At 70.3% G+C, this 15,802-nt stretch carries 16 protein-coding genes; 11 read left to right on the top strand and 5 right to left on the bottom strand.

Annotated elements, in window-relative coordinates; all coding sequences use genetic code 11:
• Window positions 1-52 precede the first annotated feature (52 nt).
• The 8 genes from U9983_RS13845 to U9983_RS13880 all read left to right on the top strand — a co-directional run bounded on the left by U9983_RS13845 (window position 53) and on the right by U9983_RS13880 (window position 8,829).
• Window positions 53-1,234, top strand: coding sequence for a cobalt-precorrin-5B (C(1))-methyltransferase (locus U9983_RS13845; protein ID WP_416211393.1), 1,182 nt, complete (start codon window positions 53-55; stop codon window positions 1,232-1,234).
• Window positions 1,231-2,550 carry a precorrin-6y C5,15-methyltransferase (decarboxylating) subunit CbiE gene (gene cbiE / locus U9983_RS13850; RefSeq protein WP_416211394.1) on the top strand — a complete coding sequence of 440 codons (1,320 nt, stop codon included), beginning with the start codon at window positions 1,231-1,233 and terminating at the stop codon, window positions 2,548-2,550. Before U9983_RS13845 ends, cbiE begins: the two co-directional genes overlap by 4 nt.
• Window positions 2,537-4,369 carry a precorrin-3B C(17)-methyltransferase gene (gene cobJ / locus U9983_RS13855; RefSeq protein ID WP_322754420.1) on the top strand — a complete coding sequence of 611 codons (1,833 nt, stop codon included), beginning with the start codon at window positions 2,537-2,539 and terminating at the stop codon, window positions 4,367-4,369. The genes cbiE and cobJ overlap by 14 nt, the downstream gene beginning before the upstream one ends.
• The gene (locus tag U9983_RS13860) at window positions 4,360-4,605 is read left to right on the top strand and encodes an ATP-binding protein (RefSeq protein WP_322754421.1); all 246 of its coding nucleotides are present in this window, start codon (window positions 4,360-4,362) and stop codon (window positions 4,603-4,605) included. The genes cobJ and U9983_RS13860 overlap by 10 nt, the downstream gene beginning before the upstream one ends.
• Window positions 4,602-5,225, top strand: a complete 624-nt coding sequence (locus tag U9983_RS13865) for a precorrin-8X methylmutase (protein WP_416211390.1) — start codon at window positions 4,602-4,604, stop codon at window positions 5,223-5,225. The genes U9983_RS13860 and U9983_RS13865 overlap by 4 nt, the downstream gene beginning before the upstream one ends.
• Window positions 5,222-6,169, top strand: a complete 948-nt coding sequence (locus U9983_RS13870; protein ID WP_322754423.1) for a sirohydrochlorin chelatase — start codon at window positions 5,222-5,224, stop codon at window positions 6,167-6,169. The genes U9983_RS13865 and U9983_RS13870 overlap by 4 nt, the downstream gene beginning before the upstream one ends.
• 94 nt (window positions 6,170-6,263) lie before the next feature.
• Window positions 6,264-8,453, top strand: a complete 2,190-nt coding sequence (locus U9983_RS13875) for an MMPL family transporter (RefSeq protein ID WP_322754424.1) — start codon at window positions 6,264-6,266, stop codon at window positions 8,451-8,453.
• A 106-nt stretch (window positions 8,454-8,559) separates the two neighbouring features.
• Window positions 8,560-8,829, top strand: a complete 270-nt coding sequence (locus U9983_RS13880) for a metal-sensitive transcriptional regulator (RefSeq protein ID WP_322754425.1) — start codon at window positions 8,560-8,562, stop codon at window positions 8,827-8,829.
• 47 nt (window positions 8,830-8,876) lie between these two features.
• Here the strand turns inward: U9983_RS13880 and U9983_RS13885 are convergent, their stop codons facing one another.
• On the bottom strand, window positions 8,877-9,263 hold the full coding sequence (locus tag U9983_RS13885; protein ID WP_322754426.1) for a DUF302 domain-containing protein: 387 nt from the start codon (window positions 9,261-9,263) through the stop codon (window positions 8,877-8,879).
• A 91-nt stretch (window positions 9,264-9,354) separates the two neighbouring features.
• Window positions 9,355-9,924, bottom strand: coding sequence for a Uma2 family endonuclease (locus U9983_RS13890; RefSeq protein ID WP_322754427.1), 570 nt, complete (start codon window positions 9,922-9,924; stop codon window positions 9,355-9,357).
• A gap of 373 nt (window positions 9,925-10,297) precedes the next feature.
• On the opposite strand from U9983_RS13890, the gene U9983_RS13895 reads away from it, so the two are divergent.
• Genes U9983_RS13895 through U9983_RS13905 form a run of 3 tightly spaced genes read left to right on the top strand, consistent with a single transcriptional unit; the run spans window position 10,298 to window position 12,214 of the window.
• Complete coding sequence (locus tag U9983_RS13895) at window positions 10,298-11,311, top strand: cation diffusion facilitator family transporter (protein WP_416211391.1); 1,014 nt, start codon at window positions 10,298-10,300, stop codon at window positions 11,309-11,311.
• 19 nt (window positions 11,312-11,330) lie between these two features.
• Complete coding sequence (locus U9983_RS13900; protein ID WP_322754429.1) at window positions 11,331-11,843, top strand: CrcB family protein; 513 nt, start codon at window positions 11,331-11,333, stop codon at window positions 11,841-11,843.
• Window positions 11,840-12,214, top strand: coding sequence for a CrcB family protein (locus U9983_RS13905; RefSeq protein WP_322754430.1), 375 nt, complete (start codon window positions 11,840-11,842; stop codon window positions 12,212-12,214). The genes U9983_RS13900 and U9983_RS13905 overlap by 4 nt, the downstream gene beginning before the upstream one ends.
• Before the next feature lie 204 nt (window positions 12,215-12,418).
• Here U9983_RS13905 and recQ read toward each other — a convergent pair whose 3' ends face one another.
• From recQ to U9983_RS13920, 3 genes are all read right to left on the bottom strand, one after another.
• A complete protein-coding gene (recQ, locus tag U9983_RS13910; protein ID WP_322754431.1) occupies window positions 12,419-14,326 on the bottom strand; it encodes a DNA helicase RecQ in 1,908 nt (635 codons plus the stop codon).
• A gap of 158 nt (window positions 14,327-14,484) precedes the next feature.
• Window positions 14,485-14,778, bottom strand: a complete 294-nt coding sequence (locus U9983_RS13915) for a hypothetical protein (RefSeq protein ID WP_322754432.1) — start codon at window positions 14,776-14,778, stop codon at window positions 14,485-14,487.
• Between the two features lie 157 nt (window positions 14,779-14,935).
• A partial coding sequence (locus U9983_RS13920; protein ID WP_322754433.1) for a lysophospholipid acyltransferase family protein occupies window positions 14,936-15,802 on the bottom strand: 867 nt, incomplete at its 5' end.

Below are 15,802 nucleotides of genomic sequence, written 5' to 3' on the forward strand. Positions count from 1 at the left end.
GGGCCCACGACCGGGCCCACGACCGTCCGCGGGAAGCCGGAGAGCAACCGGCGTGAACCCCCATGAACCGGTTCCCCAGCTGGTCCCGTTGCGTGAGCCTGATCTGCCGCGCACCGCCAAGGTCCGGCCGGACGCGCTGCGCACCGGATGGACCACCGGGACGTGTTCGGCCGCCGCGGCGAAGGCCGCGAGCGCGGCCCTGGTCTCCGGGATCGTGCAGCGGGAGGTCACCGTGAGCCTGCCAGCCGGCGGGCTGGTCTCCTTTGCGGTCGAGCGGTGCGTGGTCGATGCCGGACGAACCGCCGAAGCCGTCGTGATCAAGGACGCCGGGGACGATCCGGACGTCACCCACGGCGCACACCTGACCGCGACGGTGACCTGGCGGACGCGGACCGGAATCGAGATCGACGGTGGAACCGGCGTCGGCGTCGTCACGAAACCCGGTCTCGGTCTGCCCGTCGGCGAAGCGGCGATCAACCCGGTGCCCCGATCGATGATCACACGGTCGGTCGCGGAGGTCGTCGACCTGGACACCCGCGGGTTACGGGTGGTGATCAGCGTGCCGGATGGGGAGCGGATGGCGCGGCGGACCACCAACGCCCGGCTGGGCATCATCGGCGGGATCTCGATCCTCGGCACCGCCGGCATCGTGCGGCCCTTCTCCACCGCGTCATGGCGGGCCTCGGTGGAACAGGCCGTGGCGGTCGCCGCCGCCCAGCAGCAGTGCACGGTCGTGCTCGCCACCGGCGGGCGCACCGAGAAGGCGGCCATCGGGCTGCTACCGGCGCTGCCCGAGGTGTGCTTCGTCGAGGTCGGCGACTTCACCGGAGCGGCCCTGCGCCGCGCGGTCGAGGTGGGCATGACCGACGTGGTCTTCGTCGGCATGGCCGGCAAGCTCACCAAGCTGGCCGCGGGCATCCTGATGACGCACTACACCCGGTCGAAGGTCTCCCCGGACCTGCTCGCCGGGATCACCGCGGACGCCGGTGGCGACGCGGCGCTGGTGGCCGCGGTCGCCGTTGCCAACACCGCGCGCCACGCCCATGAGCTGTGGGAGACCGCCGGCCTGCTGCGGGCAGCCGGCGACCTGCTCTGTGCCCGGGTCGCGGGCGTTCTCGTCCGGTTCACCGAGGGACGTCTGCGGGCCCGGGTCGCCATGGTCGACTTCACCGGGATGTCCTGCGTCGCCGCGACGGAACAGACATGGGTCGGGCCATGCAGGTCGACACCATGAATCGGGTGACGGTGAATCGGGTGACGGTGAATCGGGTGACGGTGATCGGCTGGGACGGGCGTCCGCTCACCGCCGCCGCGGTCCACGCGTTGAGCACCGCCTCGGTGGTGGTCGGCGGGCGTCGCCATCTCGATGCGGTCGCGCCACTTCTGGCCACGGGAGTGGCGACGATCACCCTTGGTAACGTCGCGGCGGGCCTGTCTGAACTGAGTGCCCACCTGGCCGCCGACGGTGGCCCGGCGGTGGTCCTGGCCAGCGGTGACCCGGGGTTCTTCGGCATCGTCCGGGCACTGCGCCGGCTCCGTCTCGACATCGAGGTGCTGCCCGCGACATCCTCGGTCACCCTCGCCTTCGCGCGTGCCGGGCTGCCGTGGGACGACGCCCTGGTACTCAGCGCGCACGGTCGCCGCCTGGACCGGGCCGTCAACGCCTGCCGCGCCCATCCATGCGTGGCCGTGCTGACCGGACCGGGCGGCGACCCGGCCATGCTCGGCGCCGCGCTGACGGCGCTGCCGCGCCGGATGTTCGTCGCCGAGGATCTCGGGATGCCCACCGAACGGACCACCTGGTGCACGCCACCGCAGGCCGCGGCACGTCGCGACTGGCGAGATCCGAACGTGGTCATCGTGGTGGACACCAACGTCCATGACACCAACGTCCATGGCACCGACCGGGTCACGCCGGACCGACCCACGACCGAAGATCACGACTCGGCTGGATGGATCTTTCCGCGCCGGGCGTCACCACCGGGCTGGGCGTTGCCCGAGGCCGCGTTCACCCATCGCGACTCGATGATCAGCAAGGCCGAGGTGCGGGCGGTGGCGCTGGCCCACCTCGGCCCCGGACCCGGCGATCTCATCTGGGACGTCGGTGCCGGCAGCGGATCGGTTGCGGTGGAATGCGCCCGTCTCGGCGCGGGGGCCATAGCCGTCGACCACGATACGGATGCCTGCGCACGCACCCGGGCGAACGCGCACGCGCACCGGGTGTCCGTCGAGGTCGTCCGGGGCGCCGCCCCGGACGCGCTCACCGAGCTGCCCACACCCGACGCGGTGTTCGTCGGCGGCGGCGGACCGGAGGTGGTCGGGGCCTGCGCCCGGCGGGCCCGGCGGATCGTGGTCGTCGCCCTGGCCGCCCTCGACCGGGTTCGACCCAGCTGGGATGCGCTGGTCTGCGCCGGTCTCGACGTCGCCGGCACTCAGCTCGCCGCAGCCCGACTACGACCGTTACCCGACGGTGCGCTACGGCTCGCGGCGACCAACCCGGTCGTCCTGTTGTGGGGAGCACACACTGGGAACCAGCATGATCCACGCTAGCCGGGATGATGATCGCGAAGGTGCCGGTCGCCACGGTGTCGGGCTGGTGGCCGTGACCGCGGCTGGACGCGCTGGCGCGGCGGAGCTCGCCCGGGTCTGGCCGGACGCCCGGATCTACCCTGGCACGGTCCGCGACGCGCTCGCCGCCGCGGTCACCGAGTGCGCCGGCGTCGTGTGCTTTCTCGCCACCGGCGCGACAGTGCGGCTGCTCGCGGCTGGTCTGCTCACCGACAAGGACAACGACCCGGGCGTGGTCTGCGTGGACGAGGCCCGACGGTGGGCGGTCGCCCTGGTCGGCGGGCACAGCGGTGGCGCCAACGCGCTCGCCGGACGTGTCGCCACCGCGCTGGGCGCGACCGCCGTTGTGACCACCGCCAGCGACGCATCGGGCTCGACAGGACTCGACTCGTTCGGCGCCGATGTGGGGCTACGGGTCGAACCGGGCTCACGCCTGGCGACGGTGGGCGCGGCGGTGCTCTCCGGTGAGCCCGTGACGATGTACGCCGACGCCACCTGGCCGCTGCCACCGCTACCGGCGACGGTTCGCCAACTCGGCACACCGCTGTGGACCCGACGCGACGATCAGCCCGACAGCGCACCATCCATCATCATCACCGATCGCGTGATCACAGACCCTGTGATCACCGGTCGGACGGTTGTTTATCGGCCGCCGAGCCTGATCGTCGGAGTCGGCGCGAGCCGCGGCGCGCCCGAACAGGAGATCCTCGACCTCGTCGATCGCGCACTGGCCGATGCGGGCCTGTCGCCGCTGGCCGTGCGCCACCTCGCCACGGTTGAGGCCAAACGGGACGAGGCCGGCATCGTCGCGGCAGCCCGCACCCGGGGCTGGCCGCTGGTGTTCCACCCGGCCGCGCTACTCGCGACCGTCGACGTGCCGCATCCCTCCGAGGTGGTCCGGGCCGCCGTCGGCACGCCGAGTGTCGCCGAGGCGGCGAGCCTGCTGGGCGCCGACGGCGCTGCGACTGACAGTGCCGAGCTGGTCGTGTCCAAGCGGGCGAGCGCACATGCGACCGTGGCGGTGGCCCGCCATCGTCCCCGCGGCCGGCTGGCGATCGTCGGCCTCGGCCCGGGGGACCGGGACCTGCTCACCCCGTATGCTGCGCGCGAACTCGCCCGAGCCAGCGTGATCGTCGGCCTGGACCAGTACGTCGACTCCGTCGCCGACCTGATCCGACCAGGCACGCAGGTGCTGGCCAGCGGTCTGGGCTCGGAGGAGGCACGGGCCGCCGTGGCGGTCGAGGCGGCCCGCGCCGGCCATGCGGTCGCTCTGATCGGCAGTGGGGATGCCGGGGTGTATGCGATGGGCAGCCCCACCCTGGAGCGGGCCGACAACTCCTTCGACGTGGTGGGGGTACCCGGGGTGACAGCGGCGCTGTCCGCCGCGGCGCTGCTCGGTGCGCCGCTCGGCCACGACCACGCGATGATTAGCCTGTCGGATCTGCACACACCCTGGGATGTGATCGAACGGCGGGTCACCGCGGCAGCCGAAGCCGATCTCGTCGTCGCCTTCTACAACCCGCGGAGCCGGACCCGGACCTGGCAGCTGCCGCGCGCACTGGAGCTGCTGGCCGTCCACCGACCGCCCTCGACTCCGGTCGGGATCGTCACCGAGGCCTTCCGCCCCGGTCAGCAGGTCAGCCTCACCACCATCGCGGACCTGGCCGACGCCACGGCCAGCAGTGCCACGGCCAGCGGTCTGGATCGTGTCGGCATGACCACGACGGTCGTGGTCGGCAGCACCCAGACCCGTGTCGTCGCGGGTCGCATCGTCACGCCGAGGGGCTACCGATGGAGCTGATCTACCGGGTTGATGCGCAGGGATGCGCGGGATGTGGTGCCTGCCTGGTCACCTGTCCCGAACACGCGGTGCGCCCTGGGCCGCCCCGTCCCGGCGGTGGCCGGGCACCGGTCATCCGCACCGACCGCTGTACCGGCTGCGGAGAGTGCGCGGAGATCTGCCCGGTCGACGCGATCGACGCCGTGATCTTTTCGGGGCCGCTGAGCGACTCGGGGTCACCGGCGGTCGGACGATGAAGCGGGTGGCGCATCCGATCGAACGGCGGTCATACGACATCGCGCGGACGCGCCTCGCCGCGACCGGCCTGGACACCGCGGCGTTGGCGCCGTGGACCCGCGCGGTCGTCGAACGGGTCGTCCATGCCAGCGCCGACATCGCCTACGCCACCGACCTGGTCTGCGACGAGGCTGCTCTGTGTGGCGCCGTCGACGCGTTGGCCGCTGGTGCACCGATCGTCGTCGACGTACGCATGACGGCCGCTGGGATCACCACTGGGAACGTGGTGTGCCGACTCGGTGACGTGAATGCCGGCGACGCGGCCCGCGCCGGGCTCACGCGGTCCGCCGCGGCCGTCGGACTCGCCCTCGACGAGGTGGGGCCGGGTGCCGTGTGGGTGATCGGATGCGCGCCGACCGCCCTGGAACGGCTGCTGAGGGTGGCCGACGTCGCCCGGCCCGCGCTGGTGATCGGCCTGCCCGTCGGTTTCGTCGGAGCGGTCGAGGCCAAGGACGCGTTGCGCGCCGCCGGTCTGCCGGCCATCTCGAACCGGTCGGAGAGGGGCGGGGCGGCAGTCGCCGCCGCGGCGCTGAACGCGCTGTTGTATGACACGCTGTTGTATAAGGGGTTGCAGTCGTGACGGATGGGGACTCGCGACCGGGCCGACCGGAACCGGCGCTGCTGATCGTCGGGCACGGGACGCGCAGCGCTGGCGGGGTGTCGCAGTTTCAGACCTTCGTCGACCTGGTCCGCACCCGGGCCGGCGGGACGCCGGTGGACGGCGGCTTCATCGAGCTGTCACGGCCGCCGGTGGCCGATGTGGTCGCCCGGTTCGTCGCCGCCGGGCGTCACCGGCTCGCGGTGGTGCCGCTGACCCTGGTGGCCGCCGGGCACGCCAAGGGTGACATCCCGGCTGCGCTCGCCCGCGAACGCGCCCGCCATCCCGGCCTTGACTACACCTACGGACGGCCGTTGGGCCCGCATCCGACGCTGCTGGCGGCGCTCGACGAGCGGATCGCGACGGTCTGCTCCCGCGCTGAACGCGCGCAGACAACCGTGCTGCTGGTCAGCCGCGGATCCACCGATCCCGATGCCAACGCCGAGGTCGCCAAGGTCGCCCGCCTGCTGTGGGAGGGACGTGGCTTCGCCGGCGTGGAACCTGCGTTCATCAGCCTGGCCGAACCGGGGGTTCCGGCCGGCCTCGACCGCTGCGCCCGCCTCGGCGCGTCCCGGATCGTGGTGGCGCCGTACTTCCTGTTCACCGGCGTGCTCCCGGACCGTGTGATCGCCCAGGCTCGCGGCTGGGCTGCGCGGAATCCCACCGTCGACCTGCGCTGCGCGGGCCTGCTCGGTGACCACGACGGCCTGGTCGACCTGGTGCTCGAACGCTTTCACGAGGCGCTCGACGGCGACATCCGGATGAACTGCGACACCTGCCTGTACCGGGTGGCGCTGCCCGGTTTCGAACATCGGGTCGGCGCGCCGCAGACCCCGCACGACCACCCCGACGACCCGACACACCCGTCCGGTCACCATCAGCACCATGGTCACGGCCATCACCCGCACCCGGCGCCCATCACCTGAGAACGAGCCGCTCCCCTTCGCACAAAGATACCCATGGGGGTATCGTTGCGGCTTCGCGAGTACCCCAGGGGGTATCGCTGCGAGGAGGAATGGCATGACGACGTTTGCTGGAAAAACCCAGCAGGACGAACAGGTCCCGGCACCCGAGGTCAGTCCAGCTGAGGTCAGTCCAGCTGCGGGCCGCCCAGGGCCGCTCGGCCGTCTGGGCGGATGGACCGCCACCCACTTTCGGACGGTCGCCGTCGGGTGGCTGATACTGGTTGCCGTCCTCGGGGCATGTGCGCCCCAGGTGACGTCCGTGCTGTCTGGTGCGGGTTGGCAGGCCAACGGGTCGGAGTCGGTCACGGTCCGCGAACTCGCCCGTGAACACTTCGGCGGCAACGCATCATCCGCGCTACAGGTGGTCATCACCGCCGACCGGCCCGTCACCGATCCGTCCGTGCAGACGGTCATCGAGCAGGCCACCGGGATACTCCACAACGACCGCCGTATCTCGGAGGTAATACCACCTCAGCCCGGCGTGAGCATCAGCCAGGACGGCCACACCGCGATCCTGCTGGGCGGTGCGGGTGCCGGCACGGACGACATGGTGCGCGCGGCTGAGGCAGTGAAAGACCCGCTGCGAGCGCTGTCCGGTAACGGCGTCACCGTGCGCGCGACGGGCTCGTCGACGATGTGGAGCGACTTCAACGCCGCCAACCTGAGCGCGATGATCCGCGCCGAGGTGCTGTCCTGGCCGGTGACGCTGGCCGTCATGGTGATCGCCTTTGGTTCGCTCGTGGCGGCCGGGCTGCCCCTGCTGTTGACCATGGCCGGCCTGGTCGCAGCCGTAGGCTCACTGGTTCTGATCACACATGTCGCGTCGATCTCGATCTGGGCGATGGACTTCGCGTTGATGTTCGCGCTCGCGCTGGGGATCGACTATGCGCTCTTCCTCGTCATCCGATTCCGCGCTGGCCTGGCCCGAACCGGCGACCGACACCGAGCGGTGGTCGAGACGATGGACACCGCGGGAAAGGCGGTGCTGCTGTCCGGTATCACGGTGCTGGTGAGCCTGTCCGCGGTGACACTTGTCCCCTCGCCGGCGATGCGCACCATGGCGGTCGGCATCATGCTGTCGGTCGTGTTCGTGCTCGCCGCGACGCTTACCCTGCTGCCCGCGGTACTGGGCACGCTCGGTCCCCGGGTCAACGGGTTGGCGCTACCGTGGGTGCGCACCGATCAGCAGACCTCCCCACGGTTCACCGCCTGGGGCGAACGACTCCTGCGCCAACCGCTGCGCTGGGGAGCACTCGGGCTTGCCATCCTGGTCGCACTGGCCATTCCGGTGGCCGGGCTGAGGACCGCGATGCCGTCCATCACCGTCGTGCCCGCACAGGACAGCTCCCGTGAGGGCTACGAGATCGTGCAGAAGGCGTTCGGTGCCGGCGCTCCGGGCATGCTCCAGATCATCACACCGACCGCCCAGGCCGACGCCACCATCGACCGTCTGCACCGAACCGACGGGATCGCCGCGGTACTGCCGGCCGTGCCCGCTCGTGACGGTTCGGGGCTGGAGCTGATCCAGGCCATGCCGTCGATGGATCCGTCCAACCGTGCCCTCTCGCGCACCGTCGACGCCCTGCGCGCGGCCCTTCCCGACGACGCGCTGGTGGGCGGTGCTGCGGTGGAAAACCTGGACCTCAAGGACGTTCTCGATGCCAGGGCGCCGTTGGTCATCGGTGTCATCCTGGCGCTGGGGTTCCTGCTCCTGCTGGTCGCCCTGGCCGCGCCGTTGGTCGCCGCACTCGGTACGCTCACCAGCCTCCTTGCCACCGGGGCCGCGTTCGGCGTCGCCACACTCGTCTTCCAGGACGGCCACGGCACGAGCGTGCTCGGCTTCACCTCTCAGGGTTTCCTGGATGGCTGGGGGCCGGTGTTCTTCTTCGCAATGATCTTCGCAATCGCGATGGACTACACCGTCTTCCTGCTCTCCGCGGCCAAGGAACACTTCGAGCGCACCGGCGATGCCCGACGGGCTGTGGTGGGAGCTCTCGGCAGTTCCGGGCGGGTCATCTTCGCCGCCGCCGCCGTCATGGTCGCGGTCTTCTTCACCTTCGCCCTGGCCAAGCCGCTGCCACCCAAGGAGATGGGCATCGTGCTGGGCACGGCGGTCCTGCTCGACGCGTTCCTCGTCCGCCTCGTTCTGCTGCCCGTCCTGCTCCGGCTGACCGGGAGCGCCGCGTGGTGGAGCCCGGCATGGCTGCGACGGATCCTGCCCGATATCCGCTTCTCACACGACTGAGAGGGGCTTCTGGAGAGCAATAGCCGCCGCATATACCCCAAGGGGTACCATGGCAGCTGCTTGGAAGCAGCGGTTCGGATCAGCTGCTCGGATCAGGAGGTGGCCGGTGGAGGCCGACAGCGAGTCGATGAGCCTGGTGCTCAACCGGTTGCGCCGCGCCCAGGGGCAGCTCGCCGGCGTGATCGCCATGATCGAGGCCGGGCGTGACTGCAAGGACGTCGTCACCCAACTCGCCGCGGTCTCCCGCGCTCTGGACCGGGCCGGATTCAAGATTGTGGCCAGTGGGATGCGGGAGTGCCTGGCCGCCGAGGGCACGAACAACAAACCGCCGCTGACCGAGGAAGAGCTGGAGAAGCTCTTCCTCGCTCTGGCCTGACGAGCCCGGCGCCGTCCGCGACGCCACGTCCCAATTGCCGGTCGCTCTTATTCGAGGGACCCGAGGACGGCGTCGAGGCGCGCGGCGGCCTCGTCAGCCACGGGTTTGATCTCCTCGAGCCCGGTCAGACCCACCATCGTCTGCGGATCCAGCGCCTGCACCACAGTCTCAGCCCCGTCCCGGCGTACAACTACGTTGCACGGCAGAAGCAGGCCGATCGTACGGTCCGCGGTCAGAGCCTGGTGTGCCAGCGGCGGATTGCAGGCTCCCAGGATCAGGTACTCCTCCATCTCCAGGCCCAACTTGGCTCGGAGCGTCCCCTGGACGTCGATCTCGGTCAGCACGCCGAAACCCTGTTCGGCCAGGGCTGTGCGCACCCGTCCGACCGTCTCGTCAAACTGTGCACGAACCCGAACAGTCCGGTCGTATCGCATGTCGGTGAACTCCCTCGACGGATGATTCAACATCGTCGATGATACCCCCAGGGGTATAGCGCGGGCCGTTCCACCGCCCGCGCGCGGGTTGTCAGGGCAGGACGAGTTGGGAGGGGCTGACGGTCAGCGGGAACGGGTCGGTCACGGTCATGATCGCCTCGCCGTGCACGGTCGCGACTTCGACGTATTCGCCGTCGCGGAGCCTCAGCGTGGTGATTGAGGGCTTGTCGGGGTCGACGATCCAGTAGTGGCCGACACCGAGACGGGCGTAGACGTCGCGTTTGAGCAGCCGGTCGATGCCCACGCTGCTGGGGGAGAGCACCTCGACGACCAGCAGCGGCACAGCCAGGTAACGCTCCCCGCGGACTAGATCCGCCCGAGCGACCACGCACACGTCCGGCTGAACGCTCGTCCGTTGCCCCCTGCGCACATCCGGAGTGGGTGCGAAAACCACCCGATCGTCGGGACAGGCACTCCGAAGCGCAACCGCAAGTTCCAGGCACGCACGCTGGTGTTCCCAACGGGGAGCGGGACTCACCAGCAGCACCCCGTCGACCAGCTCGTAACGCCGGCCGTCATCGGGCAACTCCGCCAGATCATCAACCGTGAACCCGTCCGCACGGATCGGAAGATCCTCGTACGCGACCGCCATAACCGCCATGATGGGCTCCTCTCAGCCATGACGCCAGACTGATCCTCCCACACGCTGCGCACCAGCCTTGACCACGCACTGTGGAAAAACCGACGTTATCCACATCCGCTGCGCTCTACCCGCCGGCCGACTCGGTGGCGCCGACCCTCGGCGCACAATTGCGTCCAACAGCAAAGAATCGAGCACCAGAGAATCGATACCCAGAAGATCGAATAGATCGCGAGCGGAATTCACGGGAACGAAACCGACTTCGGTTCCGACAGTCATTTCCGTTAAGCACCGACTGGGCATCCGTTCGAAAAACAATACGTCAGGGGGAGGACGAGCGATATGGTGGAAAGGAGAATGAGGGAAGGGAAGGTCGGCGGTGGGTGACCCCGGAATGAGTCATGCTCATGGGGCGGATGGCCATGGGGTGGCTGGCCACGAGAAGGATGGCCATGCAGGTCATACGCACGGCGTGACAGTGGACGCCGACCGACGCTGGTTGACGATCGCTCTTGGTCTCATCGGCGTCTACCTCGTCGGCGAGGTTGTCGTCGGCCTGCTCGCGCACTCGCTGGCGCTGCTGTCGGATGCAGCCCATATGCTCACCGACGCGGCGTCGATCGTGCTGGCACTGGCGGCGCTGCGGATAGCGGCCCGGCCCGCCGGCGGCCCCTACACGTTCGGCCTGCGTCGGGTGGAGATTCTCTCCGCTCAAGCCAACGGTCTCACGCTGCTCCTGCTCGCCGGCTGGCTCGGTTACGAGGCTGTCGCACGGCTGGTGTCACCGGGCCCGGTGGCCGGTGGGCTCGTCCTGAGCACCGCGCTGGTCGGGGTGGCCGTCAACATTGCCGCAACCGCGGCGATCAGTCGAGCCAACCGGGCAAGCCTGAACGTCGAAGGCACCTTCCAGCACATCCTCACCGATCTCTATGCGTTCGTCGCGACCGTGATAGCGGGCGTGATCATAATCATCACCGGATGGAACCGGGCCGACTCCATCGCCTCGGTCGTCGTCGTCATCCTCATGATGAAAGCCGGTGTCGGCCTGCTGCGCGCCTCCGGACGGATCTTCCTCGAGGCTGCGCCGGACGGGCTCGACCCGGACGGCATCGGTGCCGCGATGGCCCGCCGGCCCGGTGTCAGCGAAGTCCACGACCTCCACATCTGGCAGATCACCTCCAGCGAACCCGCGCTGTCCGCGCACGTCCTGGTGCACCCCGACGCCGACTGCCACGCCGTCCGCCGCGACCTGGACACCTGGCTGCGCGATGATCATCACATCGACCACACCACCCTCCAGGTCGACCACCTGGCCACCGACACCCAGCGCGCACCCGGACAACCCGACCCACACTGCGTCACCCCGCACGGTAGGACGCACTACGCCTACGCCCCCCGGCCGACCTGACCGCGCCAGGTAGTCAGTCATGCTGGCTACTGCCGTTGTCGCGCAGGTAGGGAGGGTGCGCATGGTCGGCGAGCCGACCGATCCCGATGTCGATCTGCACATCCCCGCGCAGCGCCGGCCCGCGGCCCCTGCGCCGCTGCTAGCGGTGATCGCTGTCGGTGGTGCGCTGGGGGCGTGCACCCGTTACGGCGTGATGCTGCGCTGGCCCACCCCGCCCGGCGCGTTCCCGTGGGCCATGCTGGCGGTGAACACCGCCGGCTGCGCGTTGATCGGCGTGCTGATGGTAGTGATCACCGAGGTACGTACGGCGCATCCGCTGGTACGGCCGTTCGTCGGCACCGGCGTCCTGGGCGGGTTCACGACGTTCTCCACCTATGCGGTCGACGCCGAACGGCTCGTGAACGGCGGACACGCTGGTACGGCGTTGGCATATCTCGCGCTGACCATGGTGAGCGCGCTCGGCGCGGTCTGGGCCTCGGTCGAGGTCATCCTTTATGCCATCGGCTATGTCGGCCGCAAGGCGGGCCGGTGAGCTGGCTGCTGGTGATCCTGGGTGCGATGGTCGGCGCGCCGGTGCGGTACCTGACCGACCGGGCGGTTCAGACCCGCCACGACACGGTGTTCCCGTGGGGGACGTTCACCGTGAACGTAATCGCCAGTGGTGTCCTCGGTGTGGTCACCGGGGCGGTGAGCGCGGGGGCGGCGTCATCCCGGGTGGCGCTGCTGGTCGGTACCGGACTGTGCGGGGCGTTGAGCACCTACTCGACGTTTTCCTACGAGACGGTGCGGCTCGCGCAGGACGGCGCCCGACTGCTCGCCGTGGCGAACGTCATAGGTAGCGTGCTGGCCGCAGTCGGCGCCGCCGTCATCGGCGTGGCGCTGGCCCGTGCGGCGTGGCACTGAGCCAGCCGCAGTCAACGCGACAACTCACCAAGTAAGAGGCTTGGGGCAGCACGATGGAGGGCACTGGCCGCGAGGTTGCGTAGCCCAGCCATTGCAGGGACTCAATGCCCCACTGGCCGCGGACGAGTCCGGCGAGGCGGGCGGGGTCGGCCCGGTCGGCGGTGGCGCTGGTCATGCCGAGCACCGCGACATCGGACGGCCCCTTTACGGGCCGGAAACCGAGCGCCCGCAATCGGAGTGCGGGGGGCCATCGGTCTCGGCACCGCTGTCGGCCTGAGCGAGAGCGTCAAGGATCTGCTGGCCGTACTTGGCCAGTTTGTTCTCGCCCACGCCGTTCACCTCCGCAAGCGCGGCGAGCGAGGACGGCACGCGGGCGGCGATCTCGCGCAGCGTGGCGTCGTGGAAGATCACATAGGCGGGCACGCCTTGTTCCTTGGCGGTCGCGCCCCGCCAGGCCCGGAGCCGCTCGAAGACCGGCACCGCCTCCTCAGGGAGGTCGGCCGGCGCGGCGCGGCGGGCCTTCCCCGGGGCGGCCGCGGCACTCCTGGACAGGCGTTTCGGCTCGCGCCGCATCGCTACCGTCCGCTGCTTGCGCAGGACCTCCGCGCTCTCGTCGGTGGGCACGAGCGTGCCGTGCTCACCCTCGACGGCCAGCAGCCCCTGCGCCAGGAGCTGGCGGACGACACCTCGCCACTCGGCCTCGCTTAGCTCGGTGCCGATCCCGAAGACCGTGAGGGAGTCGTGCCCGTGCTGGCCGACCTTGGGGGTGCGTCTGCCCAACAGGATGTCGACGATGTGGCCCGCGCCGAACTTCTGCCGGCGTTCCCGCTGCAGGCGCAGCACCGCAGAGAGCAGCTTCTGGGCGGGGACGGTGGCATCCCAGGTCTGCTGGGGCTGTAGGCATGTGTCGCAGTTGCCGCAGGCGGCCGTGTTCTCCTGCCCGAAGTAGGCGAGGAGCCCCACCCGGCGGCACTCCACCGTCTCGCACAGCGCGAGCATCGCGTCCAGGTGGGAGCTCAGCCGGCGGCGGTGCGCCGCGTCCCCCTCCGAGCCGTCGATGAGCCGGCGGAGCTGGACGACGTCCTGCAGGCCGTAGGCGAGCCAGGCGGTCGAGCGCAACCCGTCACGCCCGGCCCGGCCGGTCTCCTGGTAGTAGCCCTCGACCGACTTGGGCAGGTCGAGATGGGCGACGAAGCGGACATCGGGCTTGTCGATGCCCATCCCGAACGCGATCGTCGCGACCATGACGAGCCCGTCCTCACGCAGGAAGCGGGCTTGGTGCTCGGCGCGGGTGCGCGCGTCGAGACCGGCGTGGTACGGCAGCGCGGCGATCCCATTCGTGACCAGGAAGTCCGCGATCTTCTCGACGGAGGAGCGCGACAGGCAGTAGACGATGCCGGCGTCGCCGGGGTGCTCGGTGCGCAGGAGCTCCAGGAGCTGCGCCTTCGGGTCGTTCTTCGCCACGATGCGGTACTGGATGTTCGGGCGGTCGAAGTCGGCGACGAGGTGCCGGGCGTTCTCCAGCCCGAGCCGGGCCATGATCTCCTGGTGCGTCGCCGGGGTGGCCGTGGCGGTCAGCGCCACCCGGGGCACCTCCGGCCAGTGCTGGCGCAGCTCGGAGAGCAGCAGGTAGTCGGGCCGAAAGTCGTGCCCCCACTGGGCGACGCAGTGCGCCTCGTCGATCGCGAACAGCGCGATCTCGCCCTGGTCGAGCAGCTCCGTCGTGGCGCGGACACGCAGCCGTTCCGGGGCCAGGTAGAGCAGGTCGAGCTCACCGGCGAGGAACGCGGCCTCCACCGCCCGGCGCTCGTCGGCCTGCTGGGTGGAGTTGAGGAAACCCGCCTGCACCCCGAGCGCGCGCAGCGCGTCCACCTGATTCTGCATCAGGGCGATGAGCGGCGAGACGACTACACCCGTGCCCGGCCTGACCAGCGCGGGGATCTGGTAGCACAGCGACTTTCCGCCACCGGTCGGCATCAGGACGAGCGCGTCCCCACCCGCGACGACGTGCTCGATGATCTCCTGCTGGCCGTCACGGAAGGACTCGTAGCCGAAGACGCGGCGGAGCACGTCCGTGGCGTTGTGCAGGATTCGAACCGAGGGCAGGGTCACCGGGCCACTGTAGAAGGCGCATCCGGGGTGGGGAGCGCCAAGCCCGGCGCCTGTGGACAGTAGGCACGTCGGCCCGCCGCCTGTGGACGGCCCACCGCACCACGATCGTCACCGGCCGTGTGCCGTGGGGAGGCTGCGGCTCAGGCGGAGGCCGCGAGTCAGGCGGAGGCCGCGAGGCGCAGCCGGTCGCGGCGGCGGGCGAGCAGCCGGTCGGCGAGCGCGTCCGCGAGCTCGATGTCGTCCAGGGACACCCGGGTACGGTCCGCCACCTCGAGGATGGCCGCGAGTAGTTCGGCCGACAGGCGGGTGCGGTCGGCCACCCGGGCGACGCTCGGGGGCAGACCGGTAGGCCGGTTCGCCCGGAAGGCGTCGACGCCCGGGTTCGAGAGGTGCTGTTGGTGGCTCGAGTGCTGCTTCTGGCTGGAGCGGCGGGGCCGACTGCGCAGGTCCATGAACCCAGTGACGGGCCTGAGGGATCTGGAATCAACTCTTGACATCGCCTGCCACAGGCGGGTGCGTCTCTCCCCACAGGAGATCCCCAGGCTATCGGGAGATACGCACCGCACTGTCTACAGGGTTATCCACAATGTGAGGCCACTGTGATTCTTCTCACGATCCGCCGGAGTGCTGGGATGGCAGGCCGGGCCGGTCCCAGGGAGAGATCGTCCGGCTGTGTCCGACCGGTTCTGTCGACGCCCAGACCCGGCGCCAGTGGGCTGTGCGCGCGGACCGGGGAGGCGGAGCGCTGGCGGGCGCCGCACGCAGCGATTCCCACCACGAGGTCGTGTCCTCGGCCAGCAGCCGGGAGACCTCGGCGAAGATCCTGCCGGTGAAGGTGCGGAGGTCCTCGGTTGCCGGATCGGTTGTCGGGTACATCGGCCGACCGAAGCGGACCGATACCCCCGGCCTGCCCGGGCGGGTCCAGCCACGGCCACGCGGCATCGCGGCGAAGCTGCCGCGAATCGCGACCGGTACCACCGGAACCCCACAGGTGATCGCCAGATGGGCCGCACCGAACCGGAAGCGGGCGAGCTGGCCGTCCTTCGACCTCGTCCCCTCCGGGAAGATCACCAGATTCCAGCCGTCCGCGAGCAGGTCCGCGGGCGCTGTCGAGGCGGCGCCCCCGCGGCGCTCGATCGGCACGGTCGCGAACAGGAAAGCCGTACCCAGGCCCCGCCACCAACTGCCGAAGAAGTAGTCGGCGGCCGCGGCCACGGCCGTGTGGTCCCGCAGCTTCCTCGGCAGTGTGCACAACAGCAGCGGAGCGTCCAGATGGCTTGAGTGGTTCGAGACGAAGACCGCGGGGGTCCGCAGCTCGTCCAGGGCGTCCAGTCCTGTCACCGACAGCGATAGATTCGCGTCCAGGAGTGGTCTCATCCCGACCTCGAGGGCCGCGACGCGGGCCGCCCGCATCGCCGGCGTGCGCGCCCACGCCGTCGGGAACTCCCTGGCCACCGCCGGCGGCTGGTGCGGCTC

It is taken from the genome of Protofrankia sp. Cas3 (assembly GCF_963555955.1).
In the GTDB taxonomy this organism is placed as follows: domain Bacteria; phylum Actinomycetota; class Actinomycetes; order Frankiales; family Frankiaceae; genus Protofrankia.